The organism is Pseudomonas sp. FW215-R2 (genome assembly GCF_058789255.1).
Window position 1 is genome coordinate 104,768 of record NZ_JBYTBO010000014.1, and the last position, 19,547, is coordinate 124,314.

General features: G+C 59.5%; 11 protein-coding genes. 2 read left to right on the forward strand and 9 right to left on the reverse strand.

Annotated features, from left to right (window positions below):
• Nucleotides 1-12: 12 nt before the first annotated feature.
• Together AC3WRD_RS19795 and AC3WRD_RS19800 are read right to left on the reverse strand one after the other, a co-directional pair.
• Nucleotides 13-1,518 (reverse strand): glucosyltransferase domain-containing protein, encoded by a 1,506-nt coding sequence (locus AC3WRD_RS19795; RefSeq protein ID WP_102620792.1) that lies wholly within the window; start codon nt 1,516-1,518, stop codon nt 13-15.
• A 170-nt stretch (nt 1,519-1,688) separates the two neighbouring features.
• A complete protein-coding gene (locus AC3WRD_RS19800; protein ID WP_102620793.1) occupies nt 1,689-3,110 on the reverse strand; it encodes an amino acid permease in 1,422 nt (473 codons plus the stop codon).
• A gap of 497 nt (nt 3,111-3,607) precedes the next feature.
• Here AC3WRD_RS19800 and AC3WRD_RS19805 point away from each other — a divergent pair, with 497 nt between their 5' ends.
• Both AC3WRD_RS19805 and AC3WRD_RS19810 read left to right on the forward strand, forming a co-directional pair.
• On the forward strand, nt 3,608-6,751 hold the full coding sequence (locus AC3WRD_RS19805) for a transglycosylase domain-containing protein (protein ID WP_102620794.1): 3,144 nt from the start codon (nt 3,608-3,610) through the stop codon (nt 6,749-6,751).
• Between the two features lie 150 nt (nt 6,752-6,901).
• Nucleotides 6,902-11,926, forward strand: coding sequence for an NEL-type E3 ubiquitin ligase domain-containing protein (locus AC3WRD_RS19810; RefSeq protein WP_102620795.1), 5,025 nt, complete (start codon nt 6,902-6,904; stop codon nt 11,924-11,926).
• 52 nt (nt 11,927-11,978) lie between these two features.
• On the opposite strand, the gene AC3WRD_RS19815 is transcribed toward AC3WRD_RS19810, so the two are convergent.
• From AC3WRD_RS19815 to AC3WRD_RS19845, 7 genes are all read right to left on the reverse strand, one after another.
• Nucleotides 11,979-13,139 (reverse strand): hypothetical protein, encoded by a 1,161-nt coding sequence (locus tag AC3WRD_RS19815; protein WP_256580615.1) that lies wholly within the window; start codon nt 13,137-13,139, stop codon nt 11,979-11,981.
• 137 nt (nt 13,140-13,276) lie between these two features.
• A complete protein-coding gene (locus AC3WRD_RS19820; protein ID WP_102620797.1) occupies nt 13,277-13,780 on the reverse strand; it encodes a CS1 type fimbrial major subunit in 504 nt (167 codons plus the stop codon).
• A gap of 111 nt (nt 13,781-13,891) precedes the next feature.
• Nucleotides 13,892-14,392, reverse strand: a complete 501-nt coding sequence (locus AC3WRD_RS19825; protein WP_102620798.1) for a CS1 type fimbrial major subunit — start codon at nt 14,390-14,392, stop codon at nt 13,892-13,894.
• A 14-nt stretch (nt 14,393-14,406) separates the two neighbouring features.
• A complete protein-coding gene (locus AC3WRD_RS19830; protein ID WP_102620799.1) occupies nt 14,407-15,150 on the reverse strand; it encodes a pilus assembly protein in 744 nt (247 codons plus the stop codon).
• Between the two features lie 44 nt (nt 15,151-15,194).
• Nucleotides 15,195-16,406: a hypothetical protein gene (locus AC3WRD_RS19835; RefSeq protein ID WP_102620800.1), complete on the reverse strand. Its 1,212-nt coding sequence runs from the start codon at nt 16,404-16,406 to the stop codon at nt 15,195-15,197.
• 4 nt (nt 16,407-16,410) lie between these two features.
• Nucleotides 16,411-18,933 (reverse strand): TcfC E-set like domain-containing protein, encoded by a 2,523-nt coding sequence (locus tag AC3WRD_RS19840; RefSeq protein ID WP_102620801.1) that lies wholly within the window; start codon nt 18,931-18,933, stop codon nt 16,411-16,413.
• A gap of 103 nt (nt 18,934-19,036) precedes the next feature.
• Nucleotides 19,037-19,528 carry a CS1 type fimbrial major subunit gene (locus tag AC3WRD_RS19845; RefSeq protein WP_102620802.1) on the reverse strand — a complete coding sequence of 164 codons (492 nt, stop codon included), beginning with the start codon at nt 19,526-19,528 and terminating at the stop codon, nt 19,037-19,039.
• Nucleotides 19,529-19,547: the final 19 nt, after the last annotated feature.

Consider the following 19,547-nt stretch of genomic DNA (forward strand, 5'->3'; position numbering starts at 1 on the left):
CACTTCGGATACTCACCAACTCAAGAGCCGACCATGGGGCGGCTCTTTCATGACGATGAAACCGTAATCTCCGATCAGGTAGATGCGGTAATAGAGTCGATCCACCAACGCTGGAAACCCCTGATAGCCGACGCGGGTGGCGTTGCGCCGTTCGCGTTCCGCGACCACGTTGGTGATACCGGCCGACGGCAGGTTTTCCGCGAGCATGAAGTAGTCGATGTTCAGCAAGTAGCGCAGCACCGGCAGCTGCCTGAAGGTGCCCTCTGCACCCGCCAGCCAGCGGTCGGAGTAAGTCACTGACATATAAATCCGTTTGGCTTCGCGCAGTTCGCGATGGGAGGAAATGTCCTGGCTGAGGCTGTACAGGGCGCTATTGGCGAAGGTTTTTTCCATCATCAGCACCCGCCCGTAAGCGAAGGACAGCGACAACGTTGCCAGAAGCGGAATTGCCAACAACAGGGGCAGCCGCGAGTGCAGCGACGTCAACCCGACATAGGCCAGATAGAACAGCAAGATCAGCAGCACGCCGAACCCCATCAGGGTGCGTGCGCCTTCGTTGAAGTCGCGAAACAGCAGCGTCATACCCGGCACCAGCAGCACAATCAACGGCAGCGTCAGCAGGCAGATAAATCCCAGGAGCAAACCTTGTGCGGTGGGCTCATTGCGCAGGCGAATCTGCCGTCCCAACCGCACACCACCGAACAGTGCACACAGCACCAACACAATAAACACCGTTGTGTAGCCGCCGTGAAACAGCAGCGCAACTTTCTCCATCACCCGACCGATATTGATGCCGATCTGCAACAGCGGATCAGCGCTACCGTTGAGCAACTCCGTGCGCCCGGATTCCGTGAACGGATAGGCCGTGACCGCATAGATCAGCACCGCCAGCACCAGTTGCGCCAGCCTCCATCCCGACAGGCGCCAGAACTCCGCCCACGGCACTCGCCGATGAACATTCCTCAGCAACTCCACACAACACAGCCCGAGAAACACATTGAGACTGACCTGATACAACCCGATCGCCAGCGTCAGCAACACCGACGGCACCAGCCATCGCTGTATCCGGGAAGTGCCGCAAAAAGTGATCGCGTAAATCACCGCAACCAGGCTCAGGGCCATGCCGGCCCCGTCGTATTGATAGGACAGGTTCTGCAACAGGAACGGGTTGTACCAGAGCGGCAACGGCACCAGGCAACAGGCCAGGGTCGGTTCGGGGAAATAATGAAAGGTCAGGCGAGTAAGGGCCAATGACATGGCCACTGTGGCGAGCAACAACGGCAAAGGAAAGATGTTCGGCGCAGCGCCGGTGAACGTCAGCGCCTGATACAGCCAGTCCATGAACAACCGCCCCTGCCCGGCCCAGACATTGCCGGCAGCCAGGGTGCGCCAGTTGTCGTCGATGTAGGGGAAGTCGGCGAGGATCAGCGGCAGGATGTACAGCGTCGTGGCGAGCAGGAAAAACAGTACGACCTGACGGCGGCCGAGTTCTCGTACGAGAAAATCGCTCATCCTCATTTCAGTGCCTCTGTTCACTGCTGTGCTGATTTCGACAGTGATAAAGCTTGGAACATGACAAAGGATCAGAAGTCGTTTTCACCGGTCTTTCAGACCAGCGGTTTTAAACCTGCACCAACGAAAAAGCCCCGGCCAATCGACCGGGGCTTTCGCGTTTCAGCACTGGCGTTTTACGACGCCGAACGCACCGCGCCCCGGGACGCATCGCTCGGTTGCAGCTTGAACACGTAGAACAACACGGTCAGCAGCACCAGGAACGCCGGGCCGACATACAGCGCCACGCGAGTGTCCGGGAAGTACGCCATCAGACCTACCACCAGCACCAGGAACGCCAGCGCCAGATAGGAACTGACCGGGAACAGCCACATCTTGTACTTCAGGCCCGCACGTTCGCTGGCGCTCAGGCCTTTGCGGAATTTCAGTTGAGCCAGCAGGATCATCACCCAGGTCCAGATCGCACCGAAGGTGGCGATCGAGGTGACCCAGACGAAGACTTTTTCCGGCACCAGATAATTCAGCAACACACCCAGCAGCAGGGCGAAAATCGACAGCAGCAATGCCCGACGCGGTACGCCGTTGCTCGACGTGCGGGCGAAACCGGCCGGCGCCTGGCCGTTCTGCGCCAGGCTGTAGAGCATGCGCCCGGTGCTGAAGATGCCGCCGTTGCACGACGACAGTGCGGCGGTGATCACCACGAAGTTGATGATGCCGGCGGCGGTCTTGATGCCCAGACGCTCGAAGGTCATCACGAACGGACTGCCCTGAGTGCCGATTTCATTCCACGGGTAGATCGACAGGATCACGAACAGCGCGCCGACGTAGAACAACAGAATCCGCCAGAACACCGAGCCGATCGCATTGGGAATGGTCTTCTGCGGGTTCTTCGCTTCACCGGCGGTCAGGCCGATCATTTCCACACCCAGATAGGCGAACATCACCATCTGCAGGGACATCAATACGCCCGTCACGCCGTTGGGCATGAAGCCGCCGTGGGCCCACAGGTTGGAAATCCCCAGCGCCACACCGTCGTTGCCGAAACCGAAGGCAATGATGCCGATGCCGCCGAGCACCATGGCGATGATGGTGACGATCTTGATCAGGGCGAACCAGAACTCGAACTCACCGAAGGCCTTCACCGCGATCAGGTTGATCGAGCCCATGCTGATCAGCGCCGCCAGCGCCCAGATCCAGCGCGGCACATCGGGAAACCAGATGCCCATGTACACCGCCACCGCGGTGATTTCCGCGACGCAGGTCACCAGCCACAGGAACCAGTAGTTCCAGCCAGTCAGAAAGCCCGCCAGCGGGCCGAGATAATCCTGTGCGTAACGGCTGAAGGAGCCGGCGACCGGGTTGTGCACGGCCATCTCGCCGAGGGCGCGCATGATCACCAGGATCGCCAGACCACCGATGATGTAAGACAGCATGATCGCCGGGCCGGCCATTTCGATGGCCTTGGCCGAACCGAGAAACAGACCGACACCGATACAGGCGCCGAGCGCCATCAGGCGAATGTGCCGTTCGCCGAGTTCGCGTTTGAGCGGGCCGCCTTGAGCGGTCTCGCCATGAGGCAGGTGATTGCCTGTTGGCATTTGGGGACATCCTCGTCTTGTTATTGGATAGACCACCGTGTGTCGAAGCGTCGGCCGATAGGCCTTGGCTTCCCGACACCGCGCCTGCCTCGTGGGCAGATGCGTCCTGCAGGGCCAGACCTGGAGGATCAGCGGGCTGGCAGTATAAAAAGCTTCCAGCAGGAAATTTCACTCTAAAAGACGCGATATTCAGCGACATGATTCGCCAATCATCGGACTTTCGAGATAAACACTCCTGAAAAAACCGGATTATTCACTGCCGAAATGGGCGCCGAGTATTGCACAGCAATGGTGCAGCGTCATGCCCCTACCCAAGTCGTATTTACCCGCGCACTGCTCTAATCCGGCCCTGTCGGGCTTGCAGTCCAGCATTGCGAAGCGACTGCCCGGTTTGCAGATTTGTTCAGGCTCGCCCCTTCACAATTTTTTCACCCGCGCCAACCACCGACTAAGCTTCAGACAAGTCCGATCAATCTGCGTGAATGGATCAATCGACTATGGGCGCTTTGTGGCAAACCGATTCGAGTGAAAAAGTGGTTCCGACTGAACGTGTGGATGAAGCGCCTGCACCTGAGAAACCCCGTCGTAATCGGCATGGGTGGAAGGCTTTCTGGCTATTGCTGTTGATCATTGCAATTGTGGTGGGCCTGGCCGCGACCAAGGAAATGCGCACCTCGCGCTTTCAATCCCGCGAGGTCAGCCAGTACGCCGCCAGACTGACCTATGAACTGCAACCGGGCCCCAGCGAAGCCATTCGTTATCCGGGCAACGGGCCGTTCGATCTGCGTCTGGGCTACAGCTCGCTGGACGAATTTCTGCCTCGGTTGCTCAAGCGCAATTATGTGATCACCGAACAGACACGCTTCTCGCCAGCGCTGCTCGGCTATACCGACAAGGGCCTGTTCGTGCCCTACTCCGAAAAGATCCAGGCCGGGCTGTCGATCACCGATTGCCGGGCCGCGCCGCTGTATCAGTACAACTATCCGCAACAGCTGTATTCGAGTTTCGAGTCAATTCCGCCGGTGGTGGTCAACAGCCTGCTGTTCATCGAAAACCGCTTCCTGCTCGATCCCAAACAGCCGATGGCCAACCCGGCGGTGGACTGGCCGCGCTTCGGCATGGCCGCGTGGTCGCAAGTCGCCAAGCTCCTGCACCTGCCCGGGCAGTCGGCCGGCGGCAGCACCCTGGCCACGCAACTGGAAAAGTATCGTCACTCGCCTGACGGACTGACGGTGAACGGTGCCGAGAAAATCCGCCAGATGATTTCCGCCAGCGTGCGCGCCTATCAGGCCGGCCCGGATACCTTGCCGGCGCGGCGCAACATCATTCGTGACTACCTCAACAGCGTGCCGTTGTCGGCGGTGCCGGGGCATGGCGAAGTCCACGGCATGGCCGAGGGTTTGCGGGTCTGGTACGGCGCCGACTTCAATGAAGCCAACGCAAAACTGGCAAGCACCGCGACTGATCCGAAGACCCTGGCGGACAAAGGCCTGGCCCTGCGCGAAATGCTCTCGCTGATGATCGCCCAACGCCGCCCTTCGCATTACCTGACCAAGGGCCGCGAAGAACTGGCCGACCTCACCGACAGCCACTTGCGCCTGCTTAAGCAGAACGGTGTGATCGACGCGGCGCTGGCCGATGCTTCCCTGGCCAGCAAGGTCACCTACCGCGACTGGCAGACCCAGCCGACCATTCAGCCGATCGAGACCAACAAAGGCATCAGCGTCGCGCGCAGCCGTCTGGCCTCGATGCTCAATCGTCCGCTGTACGACCTCGACCGCCTCGACCTCTCGGCCACCAGCACCCTGCAAGGCGAGCTGCAAACCCAGGCCACCGCCTACCTGAAAAAACTCGCCGACCCGGCCTATGCAACCGAAGTCGGGCTGATGGGCGAGCGCCTGCTGACGCCCACCAGCACCACTCAGGTGCGCTACAGCTTCACCCTGTTCGAGCTCACTCCGGACGGTTCGCGAGTGCGGGTGCAGACCGACAGCACCGACCAGCCGTTCGACATCAACGAGGGCAGCAAACTGGAACTGGGCTCCACGGCGAAGATGCGGGTGCTGACCACCTACCTGCAAATCATCTCGGAACTGCATGACAAGTACGGCGCCATGACCGTGCCGGAACTGAAGAAAGTCGACGTGCCGGATCAGGATCGCCTGACCCAGTGGGTGATCGATTACCTGATCCAGAACAAGGATCACGATCTGTCGAAAATGCTCGGCGCCGCCCTCGACCGCAAATATTCCGCCAGCCCCGGCGAAGCGTTTTTCACCGGTGGCGGCCTGCACGTGTTCCACAACTTCCGCAAGGAAGACAACGGCCGCATGCCGACCTTGCGCGATGCCCTGCGCGAGTCGATCAACCTGCCGTTCATTCGCCTGATGCGCGATCTGGTGCGTTACACCACCTATTCCGGCCCCAACAACAGCGCCGAATTGCTCAAGGACGACCGCGACCCGCGTCGTCAGGAATACCTCGCTTCGTTCGCCGACCGCGAAGGCACCTCGTTCCTGCTCAAGTTCTGGAAGAAGTACAAGAACAAGGACACCCAGGCCCGGCTCGATACGTTCCTCGACAGCATGCGCCCGACGCCGATCCGCATGGCCGCCGTGCACCGCTATCTGCTGCCCAACGCCAGTCAGGAAGACTTCAACACCTTCGTGCGCTCGCACCTGAAGGGCGTCAAAATCACCGAAAAGCTCACCGACGAGCGCTTGGAACGCCTCTACCTCGCCTACGGTCCCGGCACCTATGATTTGCCGGATCAAGGCTTCATCGCCAAGGTCCACCCGCTGGACCTGTGGCTGATCGGCTACCTGCTCAATCACCCGGACGCGACCTGGGGCCAGATCGTCAAGGCCAGCCAGTTCGAGCGTCAGGAAGTCTACAGCTGGCTGTTCAAGAGCAAGCACAAGGGCGCCCGTGACAGTCGCATCCGCACCATGCTGGAGATCGAGGCGTTCCTCGACATCCATCAGCGCTGGCAGAAAGTCGGCTATCCGTTCGATCACCTGGTGCCGTCGCTGGCCACCGCCATTGGCAGCTCCGGCGACCGCCCCGCTGCGCTGGCCGAGTTGATCGGCACCATCCTCAACGACGGTGTGCGCATGCCGACCCTACGCATCGACAGCCTGCATTTTGCTGCCGGCACGCCTTACGAAACCAAACTGGTCAATGACCCTCACGTTGGTAAACGTGTGATGCCGTCCGAAGTCGCCACGGCGATGCGTGAAGCGCTATCGCAAGTGGTGGACTCGGGAACGGCCAAACGTGTTTCTGGCAGTTTCAAACTGAACGATGGAACACCGCTGACCATGGGCGGCAAGACCGGTACCGGCGACAACCGGATCGAGGCGATCGGCTCCGGCGGACGGATTCTCAGCTCGAAATCGATCAACCGCACGGCCACCTTCGTGTTCTACATCGGTGACCACCATTTCGGCACGCTCACCGCGTTCGTGCCGGGACGCTCGGCGGAGAACTTCAAGTTCACTTCCGCGTTGCCGGTGCAGGTGCTCAAGGGCATGGCGCCGATTCTGATGCCCTATCTGCAACCGGGCAGTGATTCGCAATGTCGGCCACCGCAGGTTCCCCAGGTGGCCCTGATGAACCTGCCATCGCTTAACCCCGATTGAAGTTGTGGAGGCAATAATTAATTATTTTATGCATTCCAATATTCAATGATTTGCCTGCCAGGCTCGCACTCGAACAGCAGGCTTTTGAACTAATTCTCTGCACTCTTGAACGTTAGGCTGAACCTTCCTGACTTATTCAAGGCTGTACCCATGACCGCAACAACTGAATACAAAGGGCAACATTACGAATTAATCAAATCGCGGATCGATCCGGTATTTATCGATATGAAGCCGCAACACGGCGAAGCGTTGAGAAAGATCAAACCTCGCCATGAGCCGTGGATGACGCCGCAACTGGCCAGGGTCAATAAAAACGCCTGGGCAGCCCGTAACAGCGCCGACAAGGCACTGACCCGACTGAAAGACATTCACTCGTTTGCCGAACCGCTGCTCAAGGCCCGTTTACGGGAAAAAACCGGCATTGATGTCGACACCGGAAATACGTTTCTGATGCTGTATCGCGAAGCCACATCGCCTTGGTACGTGATAGGGACATTAAGGGGTTCAACTACAAGAAAAGTGTCATTGCTCGAAGCCGCGTTGAACAACTTTTCCTATAACGAAACTTACGCATCGAATTCCGCGTTTCTCGTCAAAAGAGAACATGTGGATGATCAGTACGATATTTCGCCACTTGATCGACTGATGACCGTTGCCCAGTTCCAGACGCTGTGTCGGGAACTGGATATCGGCAAACTCTATCAAGCGCACCTGCAGGAAATGCTGTTGAACGACGAGCCGGTGGCGCGCAGTTATGTGCAGTCACGGGTTGTACAGAGTCACAAGGCCACGCTGCAGGCAGCCGCGCACATGGCGTTGGCGAAAAAAGAGATCAGCCGCGAAGGTTTTCAACTGATTCGCGCCCTGCTCGATGGTCGCGTGGCACTCAAGCTTGGCCAACAATCGATGCAAGCCTGCGAGCTGAACATCATGGATCTGAAGCTGACCAGCATCCTGATCCTGCGTCCCGAGCCCGCTCAGCCGCTGCATTCCTCGCGAGTCATCGTCTACGTCCCGCACGACCCCGAACATCCGTTGAAGGAATACGACTCCCACCTCGCCTTTCTCAAGGAACTGACCGGTCAGTTGCAGAGGAACGAAACCCTGCCCTCCAGCAGTGGCAATTACTGGCAGTTCTTCAGTCAGTTCGTCGATCACCATGAACGCGGGCACTTCTTCGCCGATCTCAAACAGCGTCTGACGCATGTGAAATGGTATCCACACGAACGCGGAGACTCACGTCCCTCCTGGCGCGAAACACCGATCAGCAACCCGAACCTGCAATACGGCGCGACAGCCATCACCGGGCCATTGTGGGAATCTCTCTATCAGCGGCAGCTCGACAAGATCCTCAACGATGCACGCAACATTGCCGTGCCTACCGCCGATGCGGACAAGAGCGCGCGCGCAGACTGGTGGGCGAACGTCTTCAAGATTGTCCAGGACATCCTGAACGTGGCGGTGATGGTGGCTGCGCCCTTTGTGCCTGTCGTCGGCCTTGCAATGCTTGGCTACACCGCCTGGCAATTGACCAATGAGGTCATCGAAGGTGTGGTGGATCTGACGCTGGCCCATTGGGAAGAAGCCGCGGAGCATGTGGTGGGGGTGGTCAACGATGTTCTTCAACTGGCGGCTTTCGCCAGTGGCGCCTTGATCGCCAAGCCGTTGCTGCTGAAGCTGTCTCCGTTGATTGAAAACATGAAAGCGGTGCGTTCGTTCGATGGCCGCACGCGCTTGTGGCACCCGGATCTCAAACCGTACGAGCAGTCGCAACTGACGCTTCCGGTTGGCTCCAGACCGGATGCCCTGGGTCTGCACCAACACGCCGGCAAGTCTGTACTGCCGCTGGAGGGCAGGCACTATGCGGTCAGGCTCGATCGCAACAGTGGTCACTATCGTGTCGAGCACCCTTCCCGACCGCAGGCTTATTCACCACGACTGCAGCACAACGGCCGGGGGGCCTGGACTCACGAGGCCGAGACCCCGCATGAGTGGGAAGGCACACGCCTGATGCGCCGAATGGGTCACCCGGTCGACGGTTTGAGTGACGCCGAGCTGGAACGAATACGCCGCATCAGTGGCACGCCGTTCGACTCGCTGCGCCGGATGCATGTGGAAAACACCCCGCCACCGCCGTTACTGGACGATACGCTCACCCGCTTCAAGACCTGGCAGGAAGCCAAAAATGTCGGCGAACTCATTCGTACCGGACAGCCGCTCTATCCAGAATCGCACTGGTTCGACCGGATAGTCCCTGACATGCCGGGCTGGCCTGCCGACAAGGCCCTGAAGGTCTGGCAAAACAACGATCTGACCGGTGCTTACAGGCAATACGGCAATCCCCAGGCTTCTGACGGTCAGACACTGTCCATCGGCATTGCCGATGTAATGGCCAACAAACTCCCTGAGCGGCTGGTGGACTTTCTCGACGACGTCGACATGCAATCCCTGCTCGGCGGGAACTACCCGAAGGCCGAACGGGTGCAAGTGTTGCGCAACCAGTTGGCCGAACTCGCGGTTACCCGGCGAATGGAGATTTTCGACTATCAGTACAACTTCAAGAATCGCACGCCCGATACCGGGGCCCAGTTGATCCAGCGCCACTTTCCGCGGTTGCCTGCACGGCTCGCCGAATCGGTGGCAGGCGAGGCGACAGCTGCCGAACACAGCATCATGACCGACCAGCAACGCCTCCCGCTGCGCCTGAAGAGTCAGGCTCGCGAAATCGAATTCGAGGTTCTGGCGACCCGGGCCAATGAGGGCGTGCATGATCCGGCACTGCTGATACCCGACACCGAACGCCTCGCCCTGAATGCCTTGAAGATCCACACCGACACTTACCAGGACTGGCGCATCGAGGTGCGCGAAGGCACGGACGACGGCCAGCTGCGCTGCAGCGCGGGCCCTAATGCTGCCACCACGGTGCGCAGGCTGATCAGGGACGAACACGGCCGCTATGAGGTGCATGACGCAGCTCACAACAGACTGCACGAGGCTGCCGGTTTCTACGACGCCGTACTGTCAGCCTTGCCCTCAGCCAAGCGCACGGCCCTTGGCTATCGCATCGGTGAAGGGCGAATGTTCAGGCAATGGGTGATGCTCATGAGCGAGACGCCGGCCGAACGCAGGACATTGCTGGCCCGCCCCTCCGTCCACCCATTCGTCCCGCTGGAAACGGAACTGCTGTTGCGCGGCCCGAGGCTATCCAAGGGGCCGCTGACCGTGGAAGAGAAAGTCGGAAATCTCTACCCGCATTTCAGCGAAACAGAAGTGACGGCGTTCACCCGGTCATTGCACGGCACCGGCGATGCGCACTGGAAAGTCGAACGGCTGGAACGTGAACTCAAAGCTTTGAAGGAAATACTAAAATCCTGGGAACATAAACTCCGGGCAGAGAGTGCGCCGGTTGACTACGAGAGCATGGGGGTGCCGCAAACCTATTGGGCATATCAACACAAGGGCGGACGCTTTATCGCCGACCGTCTTCTGGAGTGTTTCGAACGCAGATCCGAGGTGTTCCAGGAGCGCAGCACCAGCCTTGAGAGTGGGTACGCGCTGGACCTGTCGAAAGAGATGCTGCCCCATGACCTTCAGGATTGGTGGAGGCAGTTGCCCGAAGGCCTCAAACCCTGGCTCGATCAGGTCACGACACTGAACCTGGACGGTCAGGGGTTCTCTTCGGCCTCGAACGGGCTGTTGAAGGATTTCCCTCAGTTGCGACAACTGAGCGCCAGACGCTGCGGTCTCAAGACCCTGCCGGCCAGTATCGGTCAGATGCAGCGTCTGGAAACCCTGCGTCTGAACGACAACCAGCTGCAACTGACACCCGCCAATGCGCAGCAATTGAACACGCTGACACGCCTGGAAGTCCTGAGGCTGGACAACAATCCCGTCAGCATGCCCCTGTCGGTCGGGCGCATGCCAAGGTTGCGGATCCTGAGCCTGATCAATACGCAGATCGACGCCTGGCCGCTGGGCCTGTTCGATGTTTCCCGCTCCCGAGGATTCTTTCTCGATCTGGGCAACAATCCGCTCAGGTACATCCCCGAAGTGGCGCCCGGTTCCAATGAAGCACGACTGATCGCCCGTACTCGCGTCCATCTGGATCAACTCACCAGACGAGCCCGCTCCACCTACGAGCAATATCGAAGGTCAGTGGGTATGCGCCCTTCGCAAAGCTACGCGACCATTGCTGAAGATTTGCTGGAGCAATGGCCGGTTTCCGTGGACACCGAACTGGCTGATGAAACGCCCGGCATCGGGGCTCTTCGTCCAGAAGCGTGGCACGAACTGGCAAGCGAGCCTGGTTCCGATGGTTTTTTCAGGGTACTGCAAGACCTGACCCGCTCTGCCGACTACCAACAGGGTGGCGAGGCCCTGGATCAGTTGACCGACCGTGTCTGGCGAATGGTCGACGCCATGGACATCGACACCCGGCTGCGCGAAGAGCTGTTCCTGATGTCCACCGATCCCGAAGGTTGCGAAGATGCCGGGGCCCAGTTGTTCAACAGCATGGGAATACGCGTACTGGAGTCGGAGGCACGCACCTTTTCCAGCTCTCCCGAGGAGCTTGAACGGCGATTGGTGACACTGGCCAAAGGCGCTGCACGACTCAAGCAAGTGAACGAGATCGCCCGAGCCGATATCGCGGCCCGAGAAGGCGAACCGGACGAGGTTGAAGTCCATCTGGCCTATGAAACAGGCCTGGCCAGACGCCTTGAACTGCCCTGGCAGTCCGAGGCCATGAAATTCCGTCAGGTTGCCGGGGTCAGCGATGAAACCATTGATGCCGCCTACGACAGCATTGTCGATGATGAAGCCGGTGACGGTCTGATCGACCAGATGCTCGACCAACCCTTCTGGGATCAGTATCTGCGTGAGACCTGGCCGGGAGAAATCGAAGCCAACACTCGTGCGCATCAGGAAAAGGCCGATCTGCTGATCGATTTGCGGGCAGCCCAGGCGACTTGGGTCGAATCCGCTGATCGTTCACCGCCACTCAGGCGGGCACTCGCCGAACTGGCGCGCAAACTCTCCATACCGGACGCAGCGGTCTTCACGCCGGAAAAAATGAGCCAGAAGACTTACGACGAGTTGCTTGAAGGCATTGGCCGGCAGGAGAAAGCGTTGAAACGAAGACTGACTCGCGAGGCCATGGCCCGCGCAAGGATCTGACCCGACCGGAGTCAGCTGAAGGCAACCGGACCGGTTGCCTTCAGGGTGAGCGTCAGACCTCTGAATCCCAGATCACCGTGACATTACCGGCGTACCGCCTGGCCTGGCCGGGCTGCAGCATCTGCTCGACGTAGTCCCTGGGTATTTCGAAATGCAACGTGCCCGCTGCCCGTTCCAGAAACCGGCCCGGCTGAAATCCCGGGGCATCGGGGCTGGACGTCAACGGCCGACGACGCACAGGCTGGCCCGCGCTGTCGGTGATGCTGTCGGGCAGGCTGACACTCACGAACACTTGCGCATCGGTCACGCCCCCCTCGGCATCCCGTAGCCCACAGGACTGCACGCCGCCGTACTGGCATTCGACAAACATCTTGAATCGCGACGACGACGAAATGTTGAAGGTCTGATCGCGGAACAATCGCACCGGTTTGCGCCCCTGTTGCAGCCAGGCCTGCCAGCCGCCTTGCGGTACCAGTACGACCTTGTTACCGCCGGGGGGAATGTCGACCTTGAGCACATGCTGCACATCCAGCACGAACCTGAAGGTCACGGCCGAATTGTCCGGCAACAGATTGTCGCCAGTGTCCATGTCCATCCCGGGGCCGACGCCATAGGTCAATGCGCCTGTGTACAGGCCGGCCGACATCTGCAGCGGATTCGGCGTACGCAGTTCATAGGCCACGTCCAGATAACCGTACGACATCCACGGAATCATGAATGCCGTCTGTTTGGCGCACGTCCCTTCGGCAGGTGTTTTCCAGAAGAAGCGATAGAAGTCCGGCCCGTACGATGACATCGCTCCGGCGCGGCAAGGTAACGGCGCAAATCCCCAACTGGTTCCCCAGAGTTTGAAATGCGCCTGCTGATCATCGGTTTCGCCCGTCAGGCTGGCCGCTGTGTCGCTCAGCACATACTGGGAACCAAATCCGCCGATGCGCATTTCCACCGTTGCCGATTCACCGGTGAACACATTGGTGACCACCAGGCTGCGCCATTGCGCCGGCATCTTGAACATCGCGCCGTTACGCTCGGACGCACCCGGTTCGATCGCTCGTATTGAAGCGAAACGCAGTGGCAGGCGAACACCCGACATGGGTTTGCAATCGTTTGGATAAGTGCCGCAGTAGCCGCTCTGGGGTGTCTGGTTGATGAAGGTGTTGGTCTGTGGATTGGCCGGATCGGGAATGTAGACCGCACGGATTTCCTGAGACACTCCGTACGCGGCGCTCGACAGCAACCACCCGCATACCCCGCCCCACCCAATTGCCTGATTGAATCTGTGGATCTTTCGCAACCCTGAAACCATTACCAACTCCTTGCTCAGCAATCGGTCTGTTGTGTTTCAAGCGTTCAACCCGCCGGGGCCGCCACGTTGAAAATGATGTTGACGCTGCCGTAGTAGTCTCCCGGCGTATACCCGTCCGGGTGCACACGGGGTTCGATTTCAAGGCTCACCCGCTTGCCCGCCACCGCCTCCTCGCGGGACACGACCTGACGCGGTACCGGGTTGTGGTTCAGTTCGACGCCGTTGAAGGTGACGCGCAGGCTGATGTCATCCCGCGAGTCCTGGCCGCTGGAAAGAATGGCGAAACTTTCGAGACGGGCTTCGATGGCGCTGCTGTCGGTGCGTACATCGAAGTTCTTGCGCAGACCACCGAGGGTGGACGTCCTCAGGTCCCAGGGCAGCGTCTGCTGATGGTGGATCCAGTCCGATTCGCTGGGTATCACATAAAATTCCAGGGTCGGAATGTCCACCGAGACTTCAAAGATGTGTTTCTCCTGCGCCGCGAAAACGCCTCCGGACATCGGCGTCGAAACGCCCACGGACACGGCAATGACCGCTTGCTTGATCATGTCACTTCCCTTTGCATCGATAAAAAGCCGCCTCCCTGGCGGCTTTGTGGCAGGTGTTGACTGCGACCTTTCATGTTCCGTAAACGAAGAACGGACGCCGGTCGTCACCACTTATTCGCCTGGGGCCCTGGCGTTGAACAGCACCAGGACGTTGCCGACGTATTCGCCGGCCTTGTAACCGCCCACCGGTGTGATCGGGTCTATCTCCAGCGGAACACGTTTGCCTGTCACGGCCTCCTCTTTTGACAGCACCTGACGAAATGCCGGATCGGCACTCAGCTCTACATTGTTGAAGCGCACGCGCAGGTCGATGTTTTCGCCAGGCCTGCCATTGGACAGGTACGGCGCACTTTCCAGGCGAGCCTCGATGGCACTGGTGTCATGCCGCACATCGAAGTTCTTGCTGAAGCCGCCAAGTGTTGAATCCGGGTAGTTCCAGAGCAGAACCTGTGGCCGATGAATCCACCCCGGTTCCGACGGCAGGATGTAGAACGATCGGCTGGGGATCGTCAGCGTGACTTCGAACTGCAGCGTTTCCCGGGCCGCCCACGCCGTGGTGCAAGACAATGCGCTGATTGCTGCCAGTGTGGCGGCCATAAAATGTCTGTTCATCGGGTTATCCGTATTCAGCGGCTGACGACCTTGAGATCCTGCCTGCGCTCGCCTTCGACGAGCTTGAAGCGGTATTCGCGGCCTTTTTCCTTATCGAAACCGAACGTACGGCCGGCCATGACGTGGTGTTTGACGGTCGCACCGCAATCGGTTTCCTTGTCCAGCGAGCAGCTCTTGAACTCGTCGACCACCACCACCGTGTTGCCGTTGTTGCGCACTTCATACCGACTACCGGTGTCATTGAGGACGGTGTCGTAGCGGGCATCTTTCGGGCGCACGAAAAACACCGTGCCGAATCCGGTCATCACATTGACGCCGGCCGACAGCGTCTTCTTGTAGTCTTCGCGCTCCTCGCTGGAGATCACGAAGTCGTCCTCCTTCTCCGGTACCACCGGCACGAATCGCACCCGGAAATAGCGCTCGCGATCGCGCTCGCCCATGTACAGCAAGCGCGTACCCTGCATACCCTGGGCCGGGATGATCAGCCGTGCCGGGCTGGCCATCAGGCCGTTGCGCGACGCACCATCAGCGGCATTGGTGACCGGGATTTCCTTGGGCTGACCGTCGCTGCCGTAAACGATCTCCAGCACGTTGACCTTGACGAACGCGGTGCTGTCGCCGCTGTTGAACACCCGTTTCAGGTAGGTGCTCTTCTCGCCGTCCAGGTAGTCGTACACCGTCCCCACATTGATCTGCGGCCCGGCGTTGGCCGTCGTCCAGAACATCGCGCACAGCAACAGAAAAAACAGTCGTGTCATCGTTTCAACCTCATGAGAAACCGGAATGGCCGCGTGTCGGGCAGTCATACTTCCGAATCGAAAATGATCGTGGCGTTGCCCGTCAGCGTGCCGTTCATGCCGGGCCTGAGAAAATCCATGAATCGGGGGGAAATGAAGAAGCGCAGCATTCCCTGTTTGCGGTCGATGTACCGGCTGAGTTCGAACGGGCCGATCCACGTGTTGTGGCTTAGAGTGCTGGACCAACCGTCTTGATTTCCGGGTCCCACGATGCCCGGCGGTACCGTGAGCCGGACCTGAAACTTGGAGTAACCCACCTGGTTATTGCCAATGTCGCAGTCCGCCCCCCCCAGAGAGCTGCATTGCAGCATCACCTTGAATCGCGAAGACGAGGACAGGAAAAACGGCTGATCACGAAAGATCTCTGTCGGCCGGCGACCGCTGTCGATCCAGCGTTGCCAGCCTCCGGCGGGCTCTAGCGCAATCTTGTTTCCACCGGGCGGAAGATCGACTTTCAGCGTGTGTTGCACGTCCAGTACGAAGTCCAGGGTCAGATTGCCGTCATCCGGCACCATCATCGACCCCATCTGGAAGTCGCCGGTGGGACCGAGTGTGTAGGACAGCGATCCGGTGTACAGCCCGGAGGACATGCCCAGAGGATTGGGTGTACGCAACTCATAGGCAAAATCGAGGGTGTCGAAGGACATCGACGGGATTCGGTAGGCGGCCACTTTGGTACACGCGGCCTCTACGGGTGCCTTCCAGAAAAACCTGTAGGCCGCAGGGGAATAGGCACCTACGCCACTGTATGCACAGGGTGACGGAACATAGACCCAACTGCTGCTGGTCCAGAGTCTCTGATGCCCTTCAAGGATGTTTGTCACCCCCACCAGATTGGCAGCCGAATCGCTCAGGATAAAGTTGGACCCTATACCGATGATTCGCACTTCAACGGTTTCGGTTTCCTGTGTGTCCCGGTTCGTGACCATCAACCGCCGCCAATTGGCCGGTGCCCTCACTCCCAAACCATCGCCAGGCGCAATGGCGCGTGTGGATTCGAACCGCACCGGAATCTGAATGCTGAACATATTGCTCACGGAGCACTGACCGGGATAAGTCGCGCAATAACCGCTGTTCGGTGTTTTGTTGACGAACACATTTTTGTTCGGCTGCGAGGAATCGGGCTGGAACAGCGCCCGGATTTCCTGATTGACCGCCTCGGCCGATGGCAGGCTCAGCGCTGCCAGCAGGCCCAGCCAGTACGGAGATCTTTTCATGGTCTCAACCCGCCTTCTGTTCGATGGATGCGAGATCGGCCAGGGTGTCCGGCGTGCAGCGCAGGTCGCCGATCATCAGCACGCTGTTTTCACTTCGATGGTCTTTTTCGTTGAGACGGAACTGGCACAGCAGGTTGTTATCGCGGCGCACTTCCAGGGTCGGGGAGCCGGCGTTCATTTCCATCGAGAAGAACCCGTCGACTTCCGTCACCCCGCGACTGGCGTGGTTGATCACGTGATGCCCCTTGAGTGGCCGGCCCTGTTCATCGATCAGGCGGCCGAGCACGGTCAGGGTTTTCATCACCCGGATCTGCCGGTAATCCACGCCACCCTTGTTCAGGTGATAGCGGGTCCGGGCCGGGGCAATGGTCGCGGCGGGCACATGGTTGCCTTCGAAGTCGAAGCTCACGGAGCTGTTCTGGTACGCAGTCAGCGGAATGAAATTGCGCCCCGGTTTCAACGCCGTACCACCGCCACTGAGGTCATCGGCCCGCAGGACAATGCCGTCGATGTCCGACTCCACGTCGACGATCATGCCGGCGCCGCGCATCTCGTATTCGCTGGTCATCAGCATCTTTTGTCCGCCGACCACCAGGGTGCTGTCGAGGTTGAGGCCACCGGTAAAATTGTTGTTGTAGGACGAACGCTGAACGAAACCGTCGCCATTGACCGTGTCGGTGCGGAAATTGGCCAGGCTCGACAGGCCCATGCCGTAGGTGTCGCTCAACGCGGTGACCGAAACGTTTTGCAGCACGTGATCCTTGAAGTCCTTGCGCCAGCCGATCGAGGCATTGTTGTCGCGTCCGCCGTCACGGTCGGTACGAGAGCCGATGCTGCCGGTCAACTGCTGGCCTGGTGCGCCGATGGCCAGGTTCAGGCTCAGATCGACACCACGGTTGCGATCATTGCCGCTGCTGAAACTGCCCGGCCGGTCGAACAGCGACAGGCGCCAGTTGGCGTCGTTGCCGAACAGCACCGTGCGCCGGTTCCAGCCCAGATCCACGCCGACGCCTTCGACGTTACCTTCGCTGTGAGAAACCCGGGCGTTGAGGGAGTTGCGCTGATCGAGCCGATGGTTGATCGCCAGTGACGAGTTGCTGGTCTGGCCGACGAACACGTTGCGTTGTCGCACACGGGTGCCGTCAGGCAGGGTGTCGTAGAGGTTGGTAGTGTCCAGCCAGCTTCGGTTGTGGCTGAGGATCAGGCTGCCGGCGCCATAGTTGTAAAGACTTTGCAGATCCAGCCCTGTGCCGTAATCCCGAGTCTGGTAGACGTTGGCGTACAGGCTGAGGTGGTTGGCCAGGGTCCAGTCGATGGACGTGCCGTATTGCAGTTTTTCCCGGATCTGACGCGCCGAGAGTCCAAGAATCACCCGAGGGTGCGCCAGGTAGTTGATCGATGCTCCAGCCGTAGGACTGCCGCTGGCCTGTTGATCCCAGTTGCTGAGCAGCTTGCTCTCTTCACCGGCGAACAGGTTGTAGCGCCAGCGCTCGTCGAGGTTGCGCCAGTTGTTCGGCTTGTAGACCAGTTCCTGAGTGCTGGAAGTTATCTGCCCGTCTTCGACCAGCCGCACTTCCACTTCATAGATGCCGCCAGGCAATGGCCGGGTGTCGAGAGTCTGCAAACCGGCGGGCACCGACTGGGTGTTGATCAGCAGGCCGTCGCGATAGATCTCCACCGAACCCTGACGGTTGGCGGTGACATAAATCGGGTAAACGCTGGGCATTGCATTGTTGATGGCCAGACTGTCGGAGCTGCCGTACATCACACCGACAGCCGTGTCAGGGCTAGTGCCGAATGTACGCGGCTGACGGGTCAGGCCTTCGGAATTGGGGGTGAAATAGCCCAGGCGAAAGAAGCTGCCTTGCAGCTCGCGCTGGGTGTAAAGCTCGTGCACGGCGTGGTAAAGCTTGTCGTCGGGGCCGCCCATGCGTGCCAGTTGCATGTTGAACGTCTGGCTCCAGTTGCCCAGGCTGCCACTGGCCTCCAGGCCATAGCGCCCGCCCAGGTCCTGATCCTGACCACCATTGAGATTGAGCTGGTTGCGCACCATCAGACCGCTGCTGCCTTCCAGAGGCTGGTCGTGATAACGCTTGGCCTCGAGATCGCGCTCGGCATTGCGGGTGAGGATCGAGACCAGGGAGTTTTCCAGGTTGTAGTGCACCGCCAGCACATCATCCGGACAAGATCCGGAGCAATCGCCCAGCGGCACACCTGGCTTGAGGAAAGCAGCCCACTTTTCCCGCTCGGCGGGGCCGTAGCGGTTCTCGCTGGTATCGGTGAATTCAAGCAGGGTGATGCGATCATCGCGCGACAGCACCACCAGGGCCTCGCCCAGCGGTTGCTGGTCAAGCTCGACCCGCACCGCCAGGGGTACGTCGAAGAAATGCTCCTCGAAATCCGCCGGCAAACCTTTGGCTTGCGCCAGCAGACTGCGAGGTGTCGTACCCGCAGGAGCAGGGGCCGCCATCGCACCGGTACAAAACAGCAGTGCAAGCGCAACCGCGATGGGTGTCATCGGGAACATGAACTCTTACTCTGATTTCGAACAAGTTGAAGTCCGGCGGGACAAATCGGGGAGGGGTTGTCCCGCCGGGAAACGCTACCGGGCAGTCAGCGCAGAGACTTGATCAACGCCCAGCAACCGGCGGCACGGCGTCGAAGGTCATCGCGACAGTACCGGTGTAATCACCCGGATTGAACGTGGTGCCCTTGGCGCTGATTTTCAGCGGAGCACGATAGTTCACATCGGACTCGGACTCACCCACGACCATTTGCGGAGTCTGGGTCAGCACTTTGTTATTGAACAGTACTTCCAGTGCGATGGTTTCGTTCCCGTAGATCAACTGCGGAACACTTTCAAGGCTGGCATGAACCGAACCGTTATTGTTGCGTACATCGAAGAAACCATTGATTTCGCGCATCTTGCCGGTGCTTGGCTGGAAACTCATGTCCTGGTCCTTGTTGACCAGATCTGCATCGGTCGGCACCACGTAGAAACCATTGGTAGGTACGTGGGCGATGAGGCTGATGGAGTGACGCGCTTCACCGGCGGCGAAGGTCACGGAGGAGCTCAGGGCCAGGGCGGCGAGAGAAGCGGTGATTGCGATTTTCTTGAACATCGGTCAGTACCTGTTTTCT